Source organism: Methylobacterium sp. BI1 (assembly GCF_056680125.1).
The window spans coordinates 715,345-731,586 of sequence record NZ_CM155267.1 but is presented as its reverse complement, the minus strand read 5'-3'; the positions used below and the strand labels follow the sequence as shown (position 1 = coordinate 731,586).

The 16,242-nt window shown below is 69.3% G+C and carries 16 protein-coding genes; 4 read left to right on the top strand and 12 right to left on the bottom strand.

All coding sequences use genetic code 11. The features are described 5' to 3' along the window. Positions 1-4: 4 nt before the first annotated feature. The 12 genes from ftsA to AC1MGR_RS03425 form a co-directional block, all read right to left on the bottom strand. Entirely contained in the window at positions 5-1,327 is a 1,323-nt protein-coding gene (ftsA, locus tag AC1MGR_RS03480) for a cell division protein FtsA (RefSeq protein WP_056215981.1), read from the bottom strand. Between the two features lie 66 nt (positions 1,328-1,393). After that, positions 1,394-2,395 (bottom strand): cell division protein FtsQ/DivIB, encoded by a 1,002-nt coding sequence (locus AC1MGR_RS03475; protein WP_480233665.1) that lies wholly within the window; start codon positions 2,393-2,395, stop codon positions 1,394-1,396. Next, on the bottom strand, positions 2,362-3,285 hold the full coding sequence (locus AC1MGR_RS03470) for a D-alanine--D-alanine ligase (protein WP_108035540.1): 924 nt from the start codon (positions 3,283-3,285) through the stop codon (positions 2,362-2,364). The genes AC1MGR_RS03475 and AC1MGR_RS03470 overlap by 34 nt, the downstream gene beginning before the upstream one ends. A 304-nt stretch (positions 3,286-3,589) precedes the next feature. Further along, the gene (gene murB, locus AC1MGR_RS03465) at positions 3,590-4,525 is read right to left on the bottom strand and encodes a UDP-N-acetylmuramate dehydrogenase (RefSeq protein WP_480233664.1); all 936 of its coding nucleotides are present in this window, start codon (positions 4,523-4,525) and stop codon (positions 3,590-3,592) included. After that, positions 4,522-5,034: an endonuclease domain-containing protein gene (locus AC1MGR_RS03460; RefSeq protein WP_480233663.1), complete on the bottom strand. Its 513-nt coding sequence runs from the start codon at positions 5,032-5,034 to the stop codon at positions 4,522-4,524. The genes murB and AC1MGR_RS03460 overlap by 4 nt, the downstream gene beginning before the upstream one ends. A gap of 31 nt (positions 5,035-5,065) precedes the next feature. Then, on the bottom strand, positions 5,066-6,481 hold the full coding sequence (gene murC, locus AC1MGR_RS03455) for a UDP-N-acetylmuramate--L-alanine ligase (RefSeq protein ID WP_480233662.1): 1,416 nt from the start codon (positions 6,479-6,481) through the stop codon (positions 5,066-5,068). Positions 6,482-6,552: 71 nt separating this feature from the next. After that, positions 6,553-7,662: an undecaprenyldiphospho-muramoylpentapeptide beta-N-acetylglucosaminyltransferase gene (murG, locus tag AC1MGR_RS03450; protein WP_108035544.1), complete on the bottom strand. Its 1,110-nt coding sequence runs from the start codon at positions 7,660-7,662 to the stop codon at positions 6,553-6,555. Then, complete coding sequence (locus tag AC1MGR_RS03445) at positions 7,659-8,825, bottom strand: FtsW/RodA/SpoVE family cell cycle protein (protein WP_056476877.1); 1,167 nt, start codon at positions 8,823-8,825, stop codon at positions 7,659-7,661. The genes murG and AC1MGR_RS03445 overlap by 4 nt, the downstream gene beginning before the upstream one ends. 216 nt (positions 8,826-9,041) lie before the next feature. After that, the gene (locus AC1MGR_RS03440) at positions 9,042-10,133 is read right to left on the bottom strand and encodes an IS630 family transposase (protein ID WP_480232078.1); all 1,092 of its coding nucleotides are present in this window, start codon (positions 10,131-10,133) and stop codon (positions 9,042-9,044) included. Positions 10,134-10,209: 76 nt separating this feature from the next. Beyond that, on the bottom strand, positions 10,210-10,452 hold the full coding sequence (locus AC1MGR_RS03435; protein ID WP_480233661.1) for a hypothetical protein: 243 nt from the start codon (positions 10,450-10,452) through the stop codon (positions 10,210-10,212). Between the two features lie 142 nt (positions 10,453-10,594). Further along, positions 10,595-11,581: a CobW family GTP-binding protein gene (locus AC1MGR_RS03430; RefSeq protein ID WP_480233660.1), complete on the bottom strand. Its 987-nt coding sequence runs from the start codon at positions 11,579-11,581 to the stop codon at positions 10,595-10,597. Positions 11,582-11,624: 43 nt separating this feature from the next. Beyond that, entirely contained in the window at positions 11,625-12,236 is a 612-nt protein-coding gene (locus AC1MGR_RS03425) for a TetR/AcrR family transcriptional regulator (RefSeq protein WP_480233659.1), read from the bottom strand. A gap of 151 nt (positions 12,237-12,387) precedes the next feature. Between AC1MGR_RS03425 and AC1MGR_RS03420 the strand changes: the two genes are divergently transcribed. The 4 genes from AC1MGR_RS03420 to panB all read left to right on the top strand — a co-directional run bounded on the left by AC1MGR_RS03420 (position 12,388) and on the right by panB (position 16,229). Then, complete coding sequence (locus tag AC1MGR_RS03420; protein WP_480233658.1) at positions 12,388-13,341, top strand: quinoprotein relay system zinc metallohydrolase 2; 954 nt, start codon at positions 12,388-12,390, stop codon at positions 13,339-13,341. An 81-nt stretch (positions 13,342-13,422) separates the two neighbouring features. After that, positions 13,423-14,277, top strand: coding sequence for a quinoprotein dehydrogenase-associated SoxYZ-like carrier (locus tag AC1MGR_RS03415; RefSeq protein WP_480233657.1), 855 nt, complete (start codon positions 13,423-13,425; stop codon positions 14,275-14,277). 16 nt (positions 14,278-14,293) lie between these two features. Continuing rightward, a complete protein-coding gene (locus AC1MGR_RS03410) occupies positions 14,294-14,881 on the top strand; it encodes a rhodanese-like domain-containing protein (protein WP_480234923.1) in 588 nt (195 codons plus the stop codon). Between the two features lie 523 nt (positions 14,882-15,404). Continuing rightward, positions 15,405-16,229 (top strand): 3-methyl-2-oxobutanoate hydroxymethyltransferase, encoded by an 825-nt coding sequence (gene panB, locus AC1MGR_RS03405; protein WP_108035550.1) that lies wholly within the window; start codon positions 15,405-15,407, stop codon positions 16,227-16,229. Positions 16,230-16,242: the final 13 nt, after the last annotated feature.

Sequence of the window (16,242 nt, the reverse complement as noted above, 5' to 3'; positions counted from 1 at the left end):
CGTCTCAGAAGCTCTCGCGGATCCAGCGTCCGACGCGCGAGAGGTAGCCGTCCGTTCCCGTGCCGGCGAAGGCTCCGTGGCCCCGCGGCTCGAAATGCTCCGCATGCGCCACCTGCGGGTAGACCAGGAGGCCCACCGCCGCCGAGAAGGCGGGGCCCTTGGCGGCCTCCGGCAGGCCGCGGATGCCGAGCGGCCGGCCGATGCGGACCTGGCCCTCCATCACCCGGCGGGCGACCTCCGGCAGGCCGACGAGCTGGCTCGCGCCTCCCGTCAGCACCACCCGGCGCCCGGCCTGGGCCGAGAAGCCGGCCGCGCGCAGGCGGTCGCGCACCAGTTCCACCACCTCCTCGACGCGCGGGCGGATGATCCGCACGAGCTGCGAGCGCGGCACGTGGTTGGGGGCATCGCCCTCGTCCTCGCCGACCCCGTGGACCGCGATCATGTCGCGCTCGTCGGAGGCGGTGGCGATGGCCGAGCCGTAGAGGGTCTTGAGGCGCTCGGCCGCGGCGACCCGGGTGGAGAGGCCGCGCGCGATATCCATGGTGACGTGGTGGCCGCCGACAGCGACCGCGTCGACGTGGACGAGGTGGCCGCCGGAGAAGACGCCGACGCTGGTGGTGCCGCCGCCCATGTCGACCACGGCGACGCCCATCTCGGCCTCGTCGTCCACCAGGGCCGAGAGGCCGGCAGCGTAGGGCGTGGCGATCACCGCCTCGACGCCGAGGTGGCAATGCTCGACGGCGAGCATGAGGTTGCGGGCGGCGGCCGCCTCGCCGGTGACCACGTGGAGGTCGACTCCGAGAGCGTCGCCCATCATGCCGGACGGATCGATGACCGTGCCCTGGCCGTCGATGGCGTAACCCGTGGGCAGGGCGTGGAGCACGGCCCGGCCGGGGCTGACGCCGTGTGCCGAGGCGGTCTCGAGCACGCGCTCCACGTCGGAGCCCGTGACGGTGCCGGTGCGGGTGCCGACGCGGGCCTCGAAATGCTGCGAGCCGATCCGGCCGCCGGACATGTTGACGATGACCGACTGCACCTCGACCTTCGCCATCCGCTCGGCGGCGTGGACCGCCTGTCGGATCGCGCCCTCGGCGGCTTCGAGGTCGACGATGACGCCGCCCTTCAGGCCCTGCGAACGCTGGTGGCCGATGCCGATGACGCGGGCGAAGTGGGTGCGCCCGCGCAGGGTGGTGAGGGCCTCGGCCGGCTGGAGTTCGGCGATGAGGCAGACGACCTTGCTCGTTCCGATGTCGAGCACCGAGAGGGTGGTGCTGCGCCGGGCGGAGAGAGGCTTCAGGCGTGGGGTGAGGCCGTGCGGGTCGTGCATCGGGCTACCGGGCGGAGGAGGTGAAACGGGGACGGGACGCGGGATGCGCCGGACGGATCGTGCGGCTCATGTGCTGGTCCCCTTGGGCTTGGTCTTCTTCTGTGACTCGGCGCGGGCCGCGGCCGCTTCCTCGGTGAGCCGCACCACCACCCGGTCGGGCATGCGCAGGTCCACCGCGATGATGTCCTTCTCGAGGATGCGGTTGTCGCGCTCGAGCTTGACCAACCGGGCCAGGGCCTCGGTGGCGCCCGTCTCGGGCAGGCGGATATCGACGCCGTCGAGCTTGAGGGTCCAGCGTCGGCCGGACACGTAGGTGCCGGCCTTGACCCGCTCGGCCAGGGCGCCGGCCGCCTCGATCAGGGCGAGGTAGTCCTTGAGCTTGAGGTTGGCGTCGTCGCCGACCACGAGGGGAAGCGCGGCGTAGCGGTCGTCGCGCATCTGGTCGATCACCGTGCCGTCGGCGGCGATCACGGCGATCTCGCCGTTGCGCTGCCACAGGGCGGCGGGCTCGCGCTCGACCTGGGTTATGACGATCTCGTTCGGGTAGACCTTGCGCACGGAGGCGCTGGCAATCAGCGGCACCGCCAGCAGGCGCTCGCGGGCCTCCGCCACGTCGAGGAAGACCACCGAGGAGTGGCCGTCGATGCCGGCGGCCTGCAGCACCTCGCGCTCGTAGAGCCGGGCGATGCCCGAGATGGTCACGCGCTCGACGCCGAAGCCGGCCAGCCGCGCCGCGATGTCGAGGGGGCGGCCGTGCTCGGCCACGAAGCGGTCATAGGCGCCGCTGCCGATGAAGCCCGCGAGGGCGAGGGCCGCGAAAGAGACGGAGAATCCGGCCGTGCCGAGGTGGCGCGGGATGCGCCGCTCGATCGGGAGGGCGAGACGGGAGCGGCGACCGGGGGGCGTGAAGCGGCGCAAGCGGGCGGCCAGCGAGGCGCGGACGGAGGCGATCGTGCCGGCGGCGGGCCCGAGCGGACCCTGGCCAAGCGAACCCTGGCCCAGAGGACCCTGGCCACCGAACGGGCCTTCGGCCCCTACCGGCCCAACGTTGCGTCCCCCACCATCCATTGGACGAGCTCACCGAAACTATAGCCCGCATGGGCTGCCATCTCCGGGACCAAGCTCGTCTTCGTCATGCCGGGTTGCGTGTTGACCTCCAGCACGACGAGGGCACCGGTTCCTCCCGGTGTGTCGTCGTAGCGAAGGTCCGCACGGCTGATGCCCCGGCACCCGAGTGCTTGATGCGCCGTTAACGACAACTCTTGGACACGCTGGTAAAGATTTGGTTTAATTTCTGCCGGGAGGACGTGGATCGACCCCCCCTCGGCGTACTTCGCGTCGAAGTCGTACCACTCCCCCGAAGCAGGCTTGATCTCGATCACCCCGAGCGCCCGATCGCCCATCACGGCGCAGGTCAGCTCGCGCCCGGCGACGTAGGTTTCCGCAAGGATTTCATCGCCATAGCCCCAATCCGCCCGGCCCACTTCCTGGGGTGGGTGGGAGCGTCCGTCGCGCACGATGATGACCCCCATGGAGGAGCCCTCGGCCACCGGCTTGAGCACGTAGGGCGGCGTCAGCACGTGTGACTTTGCGGCCTCATGACGGTTAACGACGCGGCCTTCCGGGACGCTCACGCCGGCCGCGCGCATGACCACTTTGGCACGCTCCTTGTGCATCGCCAGCGCCGAGGCCAGCACGCCGGAGTGGGTGTAGGGGATGCGCAGCAGTTCCAGCAGACCCTGGATCGTACCGTCCTCGCCCGCCGGACCGTGCAGCGCGTTGAAGGCCACGTCGGGCCGCAGGTCGGTGAGCACCGTCGCGATGTCCGGCTGGACGTCGACCCGGGTCACGCGGAAGCCCTGCCCCTCCAGGGCATCCGCACAGGCATGGCCCGAGTTCAGGGAAACCGGGCGCTCGGAGGACCACCCGCCCATGAGGACGGCGACGTGCTTGGACATGGGGACTCCGTGAAGTGTAGCGTCGGTCGTGGGAGAAACTGTCGATGTCGTCGCGGAACGGTCTGACCCGGCCCGCGGATTAGGGGGTGGTGCACACCTTAGCGCCGGGCATAGGCCTCACCATCGGCCAGCCCGCCCCATTCGGTGAAGGCTGCGGTGGGGTTCTCACTTTCGGGCAATGCCGTTTCGCCCGTATCGATTTCCGTGACCATGTGTGTCCCCCATTCGATGAGCGCACCGGCTCGTCACCGGCAGCCTCGCGATCCCAGTTTCGGTGCGGGATCGCGATCCCGCCACGGAAGACCTACCGAGTCGCGGCGGGATCGAGACCGATGCGCTTGATCTCCCAGTGGAGCGCGACGCCGGAGGTCTCATGCACGCGGCGGCGCACCTCCTCGCCGAGGCCCTCGATGTCGGCGGCGGTGGCGTTGTCGCGGTTGATCAGGAAGTTGCAGTGCATCTCCGAGACCTGGGCGCCGCCGACGGTCAGGCCACGGCAGCCGGCCGCGTCGACGAGCTGCCAGGCCTTGGCCCCGGGCGGATTCTTGAAGGTGGAGCCGCCGGTGCGCTCGCGGATCGGCTGGGCCGCCTCGCGCGCCGCCGTCACCCGCTCCATCTCGGCCTCGATGGCCGTGCGCTCGCCGGGCCGCCCGTGGAACACCGCATGCGTGAAGATCACGTCGTCGGGCACGCCGCTGTGCCGATAGGTGAAGCCCATCTCCGCATGGGTGAAGCGACGCGCCTCGCCCCGCCGATCGACGCCGTGAGCCTCCACCAGTACGTCGGTGGTCTCACCGCCATGGGCGCCGGCATTCATGCGCAGCGCGCCGCCCACCGAACCCGGAATGCCCCGGAAAAACGCGAGTCCGTCGAGGCCGGCCTCGGCCGCCGCCTTGGCGAGGCGCATGTCCGGCACCGCCGTGCCGACTCGCAGCGTCTCGCCGTCGATCTCCACCGTTCCGAAGGCCCGGCCGCCGAGGCGCACCACGATGCCGGGCACGCCGCCGTCGCGCACGATCAGGTTCGAACCGAGGCCGATCACCGTCACCGGAACGTCCGGATCGAGGGCCGAGAGCAGCAGCCCGAGATCCTCTGCGTCGGCCGGCGTGAACAGCACCTGCGCCGGGCCTCCGACCCGGAACCAGGTCAGGTCCGAGAGGGGCTGGTTGGCGATGAGCCGCCCGCGCAGGGCCGGCGCCCGGGCGCGGATGTCGGGCGTGATGTCCGGGAAGGCGGTCATGAGCGAGCCTCCCCTCTCTCCGCTTGCGGAGAGAGGGCCTCGTCCCCCTCGTCGGGGGCGAGGCGAGCGGAGCGAGGGTGAGGGGGCACCGGGAACTGTGCCTCGATGGCAAACGCCCCCTCACCCTCGCCCTGCTGGCTCACGCCGAACCCGGCAAGAGGTCCGACGGCCTCTCCCCGCAAGCGGGGAGAGCCTGGGAGGGCCGCGAGAATCGTCGCGGTGACACACTCTGTCTGCTGCATGATATCGGTGTTCCAAAAGCGCAGGACGCGGAAGCCGCGCGCGGCGGGCCAGGCATCTCCGGCCTGATCGCGCGTGTCTTCCGCATGCCGACTGCCATCCGCCTCGACGATGAGCCGCGCCTCTCGACAGACGAAGTCAGCGACATGGGGGCCGACCTGCTCCTGCCGGACGAACTTAAAGCCGGCAAGGTGCCGATCCCTCGGGTGCGACCAGAGACGATGCTCGGCCTCCGTTTCGTTGGCCCGCAAATTCCGGCGGAAACGCATGCGCGCCTTCGAAGCGGCGCGCACAGGCGGCTTACGCCGTCACGCCGTCCAGGGCCGCGAGTTCGCCCGGCAGGGCGTAGGCCCATTGCGTGATGTTGCCGGCGCCGAGGCAAACCACGTAGTCGCCTGGCTTGGCGCGACCGGCGACGATGCCGGCGAGATCTTCGGAGCGCTGCAGCGCGATGGCGTCGCGGTGGCCCCGCGACTTCAGGCCCGAGACGAGGCCGTCGCGGTCCATGCCCTCGATCGGTGCCTCGCCCGCCGCGTAGACGGGGGCGACGATGACCGTGTCGGCATCGTTGAAGCAGGTGCAGAAATCGTCGAACAGCGAGGCGAGGCGCGTGTAGCGGTGCGGCTGCACGATGGCGATGACGTTGCCCTCGGTCGAGGCGCGGGCGGCCTTCAGCACCGCCTTGATCTCCACCGGATGGTGTCCGTAATCGTCGAAGATCAGGGCGCCGTTCCACTCGCCGGTCCGGGTGAAGCGGCGCTTGACGCCGCCGAAGCCGGCCAAGGCCTTGCGGATCGCCTCCGGCTCGACGCCGAGTTCGTGCGCGACGGCCAGCGCCGCGGTGGCGTTCAGGGCGTTGTGCTTGCCCGGCATCGGCAGGACGAGGTCTTCCATCTCCATGCGGAAGCCGGGGCGGCGATCACGGATCATCACGCGGAAGCGGCTCTGGCCGCCGCGCAGGTCCACGTCGATCAGGCGGACATCGGCCTGCGGGTTCTCGCCGTAGGTGATGATGCGGCGGTCCTCGATATGGCCGACGAGGTCCTGCACGATCGGGTGGTCGATGCACATCACCGCGAAGCCGTAGAACGGGATGTTGTCGATGAAGCGCCGGAAGGCGTCCTTCACCGCGTCGAACGAGCCGAAATGGTCGAGATGCTCGGGGTCGATGTTGGTGACGATGGCGACGTCCGCGGGCAGCTTCAGGAAGGTGCCGTCGGATTCGTCGGCCTCCACCACCATCCACTCGCCCTCGCCCATACGGGCGTTGGTGCCGTAGGCGTTGATGATGCCACCGTTGATCACGGTGGGGTCGAGGTTGCCGGCGTCCAGCAGGGTGGCGACGAGGGAGGTCGTCGTGGTCTTGCCGTGGGTGCCCGCGATGGCGACGCAGGACTTGAAGCGCATCAGCTCGGCCAGCATCTCGGCCCGGCGCACCACCGGCAGACGGCGCTCGCGGGCGGCGACCAGCTCGGGGTTGTCGCGGCGGATCGCGGTGGAGACCACCACGAGGGCGGCCTCCTCGACGTTGCCGGCCTCGTGCCCGATGAAGGTGCGCATGCCCTTCTCGGCCAGGCGCCGGACATTGGCGTTGTCGTTGGCATCCGACCCCTGCACGGTATAGCCGAGGTTGTGCATCACCTCGGCGATGCCGGACATGCCGATGCCGCCGATGCCGATGAAGTGGATGGGACCGAGCTTGTCGGGCAGCTTCATGGGAAGGACCAGTCTCAGGGGCGTCGGACGCGGACGGATCGGCGCCGACGGGATCTACCAGGCGGAAGGGCTCAAGGGTTCGCCGCCGTCGCGATGACGATGTCGGCCAGCCGCTCGGCGGCGTCGTGAATTCCAGCGCTTTTGGCGGCTGAGGCCGCCGCGGTCAATTTTTCGGGATTGGTGAAGAGGTCGACGAGCTCCGCCGTCAGCCGGTCCGGCGTGAAGGCGGATTGCGGAATCGCCTGCGCGGCGCCGATGGCGGCGAGCGTCGCGGCGTTGGCGGCCTGGTCCTGGTCCAGGGCGCCGGGCAGCGGCACGAGGATGGCGGGCCGGCCGATGGCGGCGAGCTCCGAGACCGTCGAGGCGCCGGAGCGGCCGATGACGAGATGGGCCGCCGCCATGCGGGCGGGCAGGTCCTTGAAGAAGGGCGCGGCCTCGAAGCCGGCGAGGCCCAGGCCGAGGTAGAGGTTCTGGACCTGCGTCAGGTCCTCGGCCCGGACCTGCTGCACGAGATGGAGCCGGGTGCGCAGGTCAGCCGGCAGGTTGGCGATGGCACTGGGCACGACTTCGCCCATCACCCGGGCGCCCTGGCTGCCGCCGAACACGAGGAGGTGGAGGGGGTCGCCGGCACCGGCCGGCGGATAGGCCAGTTTCGCGGCCTCGATCACCGCCGGGCGCAAGGGGTTGCCGGTGTGGGTCCGAGGGGCGAGCGCCTTGACCGGCACACCCCGGACCTCACGGAAGCCGGTGGCGATGGCCCGCGCGCCGCGCGCCAGGAACGCGTTGGCCCGCCCCATCACGGCGTTCTGCTCGTGCAGGATGGTGGGGACCCGCAGGATCTGGCCGGCCAGCATCGGCGGCACCGTCGGGTAGCCGCCGAAGCCCACGATGGCGGCCGGGTTGATGCGCTTGATCTGCCGGGCGGCCACACCGAACCCCCGGCCAAGGGTGAGGAGCGCGGTGCCGCGCTTGATCAGGGAGCGGCCGGACGGCGTCGCCGAAGCGATGGTGACGATCTCGGAGGCCGGGAAGCCGGCGGCGATGGAATCCACGCGGGCATCGGTGGCCAGCACGACCCGCACGCCCCGGGCGCGCAGGGCGTGCGCCAGGCTCTCGGCGGGAAACAGGTGCCCGCCCGTGCCCCCGGCACAGAGCAGGATCGTGGCGGTCGCAACGGTCAACGCATCACTCCGGCGATCGTCGCCGGGGCGGTGCCCGGCGGCTTCTGGCTCAGGGTGGTGGTCCGCGGGCGCTTGCGGGTCAAGGCCACGAGGAAGCCCATGCCGAGGGCCAGCGAGATCAGCGACGAGCCGCCGTAGGAGACGAAGGGCAGCGTCATGCCCTTGGCGGGCATCAGCCGCACGTTCACCGCCATGTTGATGCAGGCCTGGAGCCCGAACAGGGTGGTCAGGCCCGTGATCGCCAGTCGCGAAAAGGTGTCGTCGGTGCGACGGGCCAGCTTGAGGCCGCGCATGACGATGTAGGCGAACAGCAGGACGAGGCCCAGGCAGACGATGGTGCCGAACTCCTCGCCCGTGACCGAGAAGATGAAGTCGGTATGGGCGTCGGGCAGGTGGCGCTTGGCGACGCCCTCCCCCGGGCCGGTGCCGAACCAGCCGCCGGAATTGAAGGATTGCCGGGCCCAGTAGCCCTGGAAGTTGTCGCCGGAATCGCTGTCGAGGAAGCGGTCGATGCGCTCGCGGACGTGGTGCAGGAAGCGGTAGGCGGCGGCGACGCCGATCAGGCCGCCGGCACCGAGGCCCGCCACCCAGAACCAGTGCAGGCCGGCCACGAAGAACAGCGCGCACCACACGATGGTGATGAGCATGGTCTGGCCGAAATCGGGCTGCAGCACGAGGGGCACGATGGTGACCGGCAGGAGCAGGATCGCCAGCAGGCCGCCCGGCATGTCGCGGCGCTGCGCGCCCTCCGAGAAGGCCCAGGCCGCCACCACCACGAAGGCGGGCTTCACGAATTCCGAGGGCTGGATGCCGATGGCGCCGAACTGGATCCAGCGATGGGCGCCCTTGATCTCCGGGCCGAACTTGCTCGCCAGGATGCAGAGAGCGACGCCCATCATCCAGGTGAAGAGCGCGACGCGCCGGATGTGGCGCAGGGACAGGAACGAGACGCCGACGATGATGAGGATCGTGGGCGCGAGGTAGAGCGCTTGCCGGTTGAGGAAGTGGAAGGTCGGAAGGCCGATCTTCTCGGCCACGGGCGGCCCGCCACCCATGAGGAAGACGAGGCCCGCCACCATGAGAGCCCCGAGCCCGGCGAGGAGGCCGCGGTCGACGGTCCACCACCAATCCGTCAGGGGCGTGCGTTCGGCGCGGGACATCATGGAATCAGCGCTCTCCGGGGCCTCACGGTGCCCGGACGGGGCAGCCGATCGCGTCCGGCAGCGTCATGCCGGCACGGATTCGATCCTGTGCCGGAATGGTAAACCAAATGTTGCGCGACCGGCGTTTGCCCGGCAGCGGACGGGTCGCATGGCGGCGCCCCCGACCCCGTCTCTCCCTAGCGGCGCCTCCTGGTGCCTAGCGGCGCTTCACAGTGCCTAGTGGTCTGAGTTAGAAGTTCTCTGACAGAAGCGTCCGACGCTTGCGAGGATCGCATCAGCGGGTTTGGTCCAGACGAAGGGCTTTGGATCGGTGTTGGTCTGAGCGATGTAGGCGTGGATCGCAGCTTCGAGATCGCTGGTCTGTTGGAAGGCACCACGCTGCAGACGTCGACGGGTGAGCAGGGCAAACCAACCCTCGACGAGATTGAGCCATGATGCGGACGTCGGCGTGAAATGAAGGTGCCAACGCGGACGCTTCACGAGCCAGTCGTGGATCAGCTTGGTTTTGTGGGTGGCCGCGTTGTCGAGCACGAGGTGCACGTCGAGATCGCTTGGGACGGCCGCTTCGATCTGATCGAGGAAGTCGCGGAACTCGACCGAACGGTGCCGGCCTGTGCAGTGGCCGATCACCGTCCCGGCCTGGACGTCGAGGGCGGCGAACAGGTCGGTCGTACCCTGGCGACGATAATCGTGAGTTCGGCGCTCCGGCTGGCCGGGCCGCATCGGCAGCACGGGGGCCGTGCCCGTCAGCGCTTGGATCTGCGGCTTCTCGTCGACGCACAGCACCACGGCACGATGCGGCGGAGCCATGTAGAGGCCGACCACGTCCCGGACCTTGTCGACGAAGGCGGGATCGGTCGAGAGCTTGAAGGTGTCGGTCTTGTGCGGCTGCAGCCCGAAGGCACGCCAGACTCGCGAGACCATGCTCTGGCTCATGCCGACCCGCCGGGCCATGGCGCGGGTCGACCAGTGGGTGGCGTTCTCTGGCTGGCTCTCCAGCGTGAGGGTGACCATCCCTTCGATGGCCGTGTCCGTGACGGCACGTGGCGCACCGGAGCGGGGCAGGTCGACGAGGCCGTCGAGGCGATGAGCGAGGAAACGGGCGCGCCACGTCGTGACGCTCATCCGGCTGACGCCGAGATCACGGGCAACGCCACTGTTGGTCGATCCCGGCTCGGCGCAGGCCAGCACGATCCGCGCGCGCTGAGCCAAGGCTTGGCCGACATTGCGACGGCGGATGAGCCCCGCTAGGCGCGTGCGCTCGTCCTCAGTCAAATGGAGAGGAGCAGGTTTTGGACCACGGGCCATCGGTCACCTCCGTGCGGACATCCCCCACACGTAGGTGCAAGCTCAAAATCTGCAACAGAACTTCTAACTCAGACCACTAGCGGCGCATGGACTTGAAGCGGCAGGTGCGGCCGGTGTCCCGGTAGCCCGCGGGACATTGCCGGACGCAGGCGCCGGCCGCGAACTTGAGCGGCGGCGGGCAAGCCCGCGCACCTCCGCGCTGCTGGAATTCATAGGATTGGGCCGGCCCGGCCATCGCGCCCGAATCGAGCACCAGGGGCGCTGCCAGGAGTAGGCCGCTCAGGCCGGCAAGACGCAGACGGCTTCGGCGCAGATTCATGACGGGGTTCCGATCGGGCACGCGTGCGGTGCCGCCGTGCTCCTCGACGGGAGCACGGCGGCCGGACGGACAATGCACTGCTCCGCGATCGGTTCGCCGAAGCGCACTCGTGGGAGCGCGCTCGCGGAAGCCCCTAACCCGGTCAGGCCGCTCGGCAATCCTCGAAGCCGGCACGGATCTCAGCCGGATCGAGCTTGCGGCCGATGAAGACCACGCGGGAGACGCGGGGCTCGTCGTCCTTCCACGGCCCCTGGAGGTCGCCGTCGAGGATCTGGTGCACGCCCTGGAAGACGAAGCGCTGCGGCTCGTTCGGGAAGGCGACGATGCCCTTGCAGCGCAGGATGTCCGGGCCCTGGACCTGGGTCAGGGTCGAGATCCAGGGCATGAACTTCTCCGGGTCGACCGGCCCGTCGATGCTGGCCGAGACCGACTGCATGTCGTCGTCGTGGTGATGGTGGTGGCCCTCCTCCAGGAAGTCGGGCTCGATGTCGAGGATGCGACCGAGGTCGAAGGCGTTGCGCTCCAGCACCGCCTCGAGAGGCACCGCGCAGCGCTCGGTGCGATGGACCTTGGCGTAGGGGTTGATCGCGCGGATCTGGCCCTCGACCCGGGCGAGGTCGGCCTCCTCCACGAGGTCGGCCTTGTTGAGCAGGATCACGTCCGCGAAGGCGATCTGGTTCTTGGCCTCCGGCGCATCCTTGAGGCGGTCCGAGAGCCACTTGGCGTCGGCCACCGTCACCACCGCGTCGAGGCGGGCCGCCGCACCCACATCCTCGTCGATGAAGAAGGTCTGGGCGACGGGGGCGGGATCGGCGAGGCCCGTGGTCTCGACGATGATTGCGTCGAACTTGCCACGGCGCTTCACCAAGCCGTCCATGATGCGGATCAGATCGCCGCGCACGGTGCAGCAGACGCAGCCGTTGTTCATCTCGAAGACCTCCTCGTCGGCCCCGATGATGAGGTCGTTGTCGATGCCGATCTCGCCGAACTCGTTGACGATCACGGCGTAACGCTTGCCGTGATTCTCGGTGAGGATGCGGTTGAGGAGCGTGGTCTTGCCCGCGCCCAGGTAACCGGTGAGCACGGTGACGGGAATCTTCGCGGGAGCGGTGTTCGGGCTGTCGGACATGAGGGCTCTTCGTCGATGGCGCGGGAGGCGTCGCTGCGGCCTGTTATATTGTATCAGTCCGGTGGGATGAAACCCCGCCGGGCGGAAACCCGTCGGCTCGCAGACCGTCGCAGAGTGCCGTGAGCGTGCCGCGAAAGCCCGCCGGCCCCGCCAGCAGGCGCTCCATGAGGAGGGCCCCTTCGAGGGTGGCGATCACCATGCGGGCCGTGGGTTCGGCCTCGGCGGAGGCGCGGACGCGTCCCGCGGCGATGCCTTCGGCCAGGACACGCTCGAGCCAGGCGATGTGCTTCTCGAAGAATCGGATGATATCGGCGCGCAGGGAGTCCGGCAGGGCGTCGCCCTCGATGGCCAGGACGGCGCAGAGGCAGCCGAGGCCGGCCTCGACCCCCCCGAGATAGAGCGCGCCGTAGGAAGCGATCCGTCCGATCGCGTCCGGCTCGCCGGTCCGGATCTCGGACAGCGCCGCGTCGTAGCGGGCGTCGTAGGCCGCCACCAGGGCATGGGCGAGGTCGGACTTGGTGGCGAAGTGGTGATGGATGCTCGCCTTGCGGATTCCCACCGTCTCGGCGAGGTCGGCATAGCTGAAGCCGGCATAGCCCCGGCGCCGCACCAGGATCTCGGCCTGCAGCAGCAGCTCGGCGCGGGTGTCCCTCATCGTTCTGTGGTCTCCCTGTGGACGGCCGCCGTCGCACGTCGGTGCCCGCGCGCGCATCCGTGATCGATCGGCAGCCGACCTTCCGGCTTATGCCGTTGACGCGGCGAAAAATCTACCTACTAATTGGTAGAACAAAAAACGGAGGACGATCATGCGGGCGGAAGCCGGCCGATCACGCTGGAGCACCACACGGCGCGGCGCCTTGTTCGGCGGCTTGTGCCTGTGTTGCCTGCCGACCCTCGGACGGTCCGCCGAGGGCTTCGACCTGCAGGAGGTCGGCCCCGGCATCTTCATCCGGCGGGGCCCCGACGCCGAGGCGACCCCCGAGAACAACGACGCCATTGCCAATATCGGCTTCATCGTCGGCGACCGGTCCGTGCTCGTCACCGAATCAGGCGGCAGCCTCGCCGATGGAGCCTGGCTGCGCGGGGAGATCCGCAAGCGCACGGACAAGCCGATCAGCCATGTGGTGCTGACCCACGTCCATCCCGACCATTGCTTCGGGGCAGCGGCCTTCGCAGAGGACAAGCCGGTCTATGTGGGCCACCACGCCCTGCGTGCGGCTCTCGATGCCCGGGGCGAATACTATCGCGTGCGCCTCGCGGAGATCCTGGGCGCCGACCGGGCGGGCAGCGTGGTCTATCCCACCCTGGAGGTGACGGACGGCGCCGAGGTGGATCTCGGCGGGCGCATCCTGCGCTTCACCGCCCACGGCGCGGCGCATACGAACTGCGACCTCTCCATGCGCGACGCGGCGAGCGGCATCCTGTTCCCTGCGGACCTCCTGTTCGTGAATCGCATTCCCTCCCTCGACGGCAGCCTCGTGGGCTGGCTCAAGGAGGCGGACCGCCTGCGCGCGATGGGGGCGACCCAGGCCGTGCCGGGTCACGGGCCGCGCCTGGTCGACGTCGCGCCCGCCCTCGACGACCTCACCCGCTACCTCACGACCCTCCGGGACGAGACCCGGAAGGCCATCGCGGCGGACGTGCCGATCGAGAAGGCGGTGCAGACCGTCGGTCAGTCCGAGCGCGACCGGTGGGTCCTGTTCGACACCTATAACGGCCGCAACGTCACTCAGGCCTTCAAGGAACTGGAGTGGGAGTGAGCCGGCAACTTGAGCCCGGCATCGCCCACGCCACATGATGACGCAAAGATTCGACCTCGATCGTTGACCAGGAGAAACGCCGTGACGCGCCCAGCCAAACCCGTCCTCGTCCGCTCCGTCCTCGCGGCGCTGACCCTCGCCCTGCCCTTGGCCACCGCCGGCTCCGTGCTGCGGCCGAGCGCGGTTCATGCAGCCGGCGCGAGCGACGACGAATCCGAACGCCTCGCGCGCTGGAAGGAAATCCAGAAGTCGATCTTCGGGGATCGTCAGATCGCGTCTACCGACAGCCTCGTGAAGGTCGACGCTCCGGTGCGGGCGATGGATGCGGCCCTGGTGCCCATCACCCTGACGATGCCGGAGAAGGATCGGATCGCCGGGGTCCACCTGATCATCGACGACAACCCATCGCCCTACGCCGCCCACATCGCCTTCGGCCCGGGGGCGGATGCCGGCGAGATCAAGCTCCGGGTGCGGGTGAACAACTACACCAACATCCACGCGGTGGTGGAGACCAAGGACGGAAAGCTCTTCGAGACGACGAAGTTCGTGAAGGCCTCCGGCGGCTGCTCGGCACCCATGGGCATGAGCGACGAAGAGGCGATGAAGGGCATGGGCGATATGAAGCTCAAATTCGCGGACGGCCAGCCCGGACGCCCGGTGGAAGCAACGCTGATGATCCGCCACCCGAACTTCAGCGGCATGCAGATGAACCAGATCACCCGCGACTACACGCCGGCCCGCTACATCAACAAGGTCGCGATCACCCGCGGCGGCCAAGCCGTCCTGACGCTGGACGGCGACATCTCGATCGCGTCGAATCCGGTGATCAATTTCGGCCTGCAGCCGGAGGGCCAGGGGCCGATCAGGGTGGTTGCGACCGACAACCAGAACGGCCACTGGGAGCACAGCTTCCCGGCGCCGAGCGCCACGAACTGAGCGGAACCGCACCATGATGCAGCGGCTCGTCCGACTCGCGGTCGCGGGAACCGCCCTGCTCGTCCTGGCGGCGGCCAGCCCGGCGGATTCCCCCGTGAACGTGCCGGAGCCGGACGGGATCTGGACCGGGCCGCAGCGGGGCTACACCCCAGCGACCCTGGCCGGCGCCAGCGTCATCGAGATCGACGCCCTCGATGCCCTGATCGCGCGCGACAAGCCGGTCCTGCTCGACGTGTCCCTGGCCGACCGGCGCCCGGCGGGCTTTCCGGACGACCGGCCCTGGCTGCCCGCCCACCGCTCGATCCCCGGCGCGGTCTGGATGGCCAATGCCGGTGCCGCGCCCCTCGATCCGGCGCAGGAGGCCCTGTTCTCCCGACGCATCGCGGAGTTGACCGGCGGCGACAAGGGCCGGGCCATCGTCGCCTTCTGCCATCCCGAGTGCTGGGGCAGCTGGAACGCGGCCAAGCGGCTGGTGCTCGAGGGCTATACCCGCGTGCACTGGTTCCCCGAGGGCATCGAGGGCTGGCAGGAGCGCCACCCCACCACGGTGATCCCTGAAGACGCCGCCTGGAGCGCTCGGGCTGGGGGCGAGGCGCAGCGCTAGGCTGGAAAGTCTCGCGGCCCGGTAGCGCGGTCGCGGCGGACGATCTGCCGGACAAGACCTGCTGGAGAAGATCTGCCGAACCGGAGCTTCGCAAAACGAACTCGTTGATCGGGCACGATGTTTTAGGATTCTGCGGCAACGCTTAAATTATCTGCAGGCCTCCGCAGACAGACTGGCACATGCGCAGTTGACAGCGGTTCCGTTGTGGCGGAATAAAGGCACCCAGAGGCGCCCGTAAGTCTAGGGAGGAAACGCCCGGAGAGAGCATGGAGCAGCGACGCCATCGCTGCTATCGACGCCCCCGGGTAAGACTTACGACGCTCAGACCTTTGCCCATGTGACCTGTTGCTGGCAGGACGGCATCTGGTATACCACTTGCAGAGCATGGCTATCGGGGGTCCGGCGACAATGCCGGGGGACCGTTACTTCGGCCCGCGCGCGCGCGGGCGAGGCCGTGTATAGAGACGCCACCAGCAGACGGGCCGCCGCATTCCGGCGATCCGCACCAGCCGGGTGGAGTTCCATGTCGCAAGCCGTTCAATCCCGCCGCATCCGCGCGATCGACTTGGCCAAGCGCAAGGCCGAGGGGCGCAAGATCATCGCGCTGACCGCCTACCACGCTCACACCGCCGGCATCCTCGACCCGTACTGCGATTTCATCCTGGTGGGTGATTCCCTCGGCATGCTGATGCACGGCATGGAATCGACCCTGCCCGTCACCCTGGAGATGATGATCGTCCAGGCGCAGGCGGTGATCCGGGGCACCTCGCGGGCCCTGGTGGTCGTGGACATGCCGTTCGGCTCCTACGAGGCGAGCCCGCAGCAGGCCTTCCTCAACGCCGCCCGCGTGCTCAAGGAGACGGGCGCCGGGGCGATCAAGATGGAGGGTGGGGCACGCTTCGCCGAGACCGTGGCCTTCCTGGTGGAGCGCGGGGTTCCGGTGATGGGCCATATCGGCCTGACGCCCCAGTCGGTGAACACCATGGGGGGCTTCAAGGTGCAGGGTCGCGAGGCCGACGGCGAGCGCCGCCTGATGGCCGATGCCCGCGCCATCAACGACGCCGGCGCCTTCGCCATCGTGATGGAGGGCATCGTCGAGCCGGTGGCCCGGGCCATCGCCACCTCCCCCGACATCACAACGCCCACGATCGGCATCGGCGCCACCATGGCCTGCGACGGGCAGATCCTCGTCCTCGAGGACATGCTGGGCCTGAGCGACCGCGTCCCGAAATTCGTGAAGCGCTTTGGCACCCTGCGGGGCCAGATCGAGGCCGCGGTGAAGGACTACGCCGAGGAAGTCCGCTCCGGCAGCTTCCCGGCCGAGGAGCACACGTATCAGCCGCTCTGAGCCGCCCCCCCCG

Bases quoted from the DNA above. Each gene is read 5' to 3' on its own strand.
- ftsA (WP_056215981.1), bottom strand. From the start codon at position 1,327: ATGCACGACCCGCACGGCCTCACCCCACGCCTGAAGCCTCTCTCCGCC.
- AC1MGR_RS03475 (WP_480233665.1), bottom strand. From the start codon at position 2,395: ATGGATGGTGGGGGACGCAACGTTGGGCCGGTAGGGGCCGAAGGCCCG.
- AC1MGR_RS03470 (WP_108035540.1), bottom strand. From the start codon at position 3,285: ATGTCCAAGCACGTCGCCGTCCTCATGGGCGGGTGGTCCTCCGAGCGC.
- murB (WP_480233664.1), bottom strand. From the start codon at position 4,525: ATGACCGCCTTCCCGGACATCACGCCCGACATCCGCGCCCGGGCGCCG.
- AC1MGR_RS03460 (WP_480233663.1), bottom strand. From the start codon at position 5,034: ATGCGTTTCCGCCGGAATTTGCGGGCCAACGAAACGGAGGCCGAGCAT.
- murC (WP_480233662.1), bottom strand. From the start codon at position 6,481: ATGAAGCTGCCCGACAAGCTCGGTCCCATCCACTTCATCGGCATCGGC.
- AC1MGR_RS03445 (WP_056476877.1), bottom strand. From the start codon at position 8,825: ATGATGTCCCGCGCCGAACGCACGCCCCTGACGGATTGGTGGTGGACC.
- AC1MGR_RS03440 (WP_480232078.1), bottom strand. From the start codon at position 10,133: ATGGCCCGTGGTCCAAAACCTGCTCCTCTCCATTTGACTGAGGACGAG.
- AC1MGR_RS03435 (WP_480233661.1), bottom strand. From the start codon at position 10,452: ATGAATCTGCGCCGAAGCCGTCTGCGTCTTGCCGGCCTGAGCGGCCTA.
- AC1MGR_RS03430 (WP_480233660.1), bottom strand. From the start codon at position 11,581: ATGTCCGACAGCCCGAACACCGCTCCCGCGAAGATTCCCGTCACCGTG.
- AC1MGR_RS03425 (WP_480233659.1), bottom strand. From the start codon at position 12,236: ATGAGGGACACCCGCGCCGAGCTGCTGCTGCAGGCCGAGATCCTGGTG.
- AC1MGR_RS03420 (WP_480233658.1), top strand. From the start codon at position 12,388: ATGCGGGCGGAAGCCGGCCGATCACGCTGGAGCACCACACGGCGCGGC.
- AC1MGR_RS03410 (WP_480234923.1), top strand. From the start codon at position 14,294: ATGCAGCGGCTCGTCCGACTCGCGGTCGCGGGAACCGCCCTGCTCGTC.
- panB (WP_108035550.1), top strand. From the start codon at position 15,405: ATGTCGCAAGCCGTTCAATCCCGCCGCATCCGCGCGATCGACTTGGCC.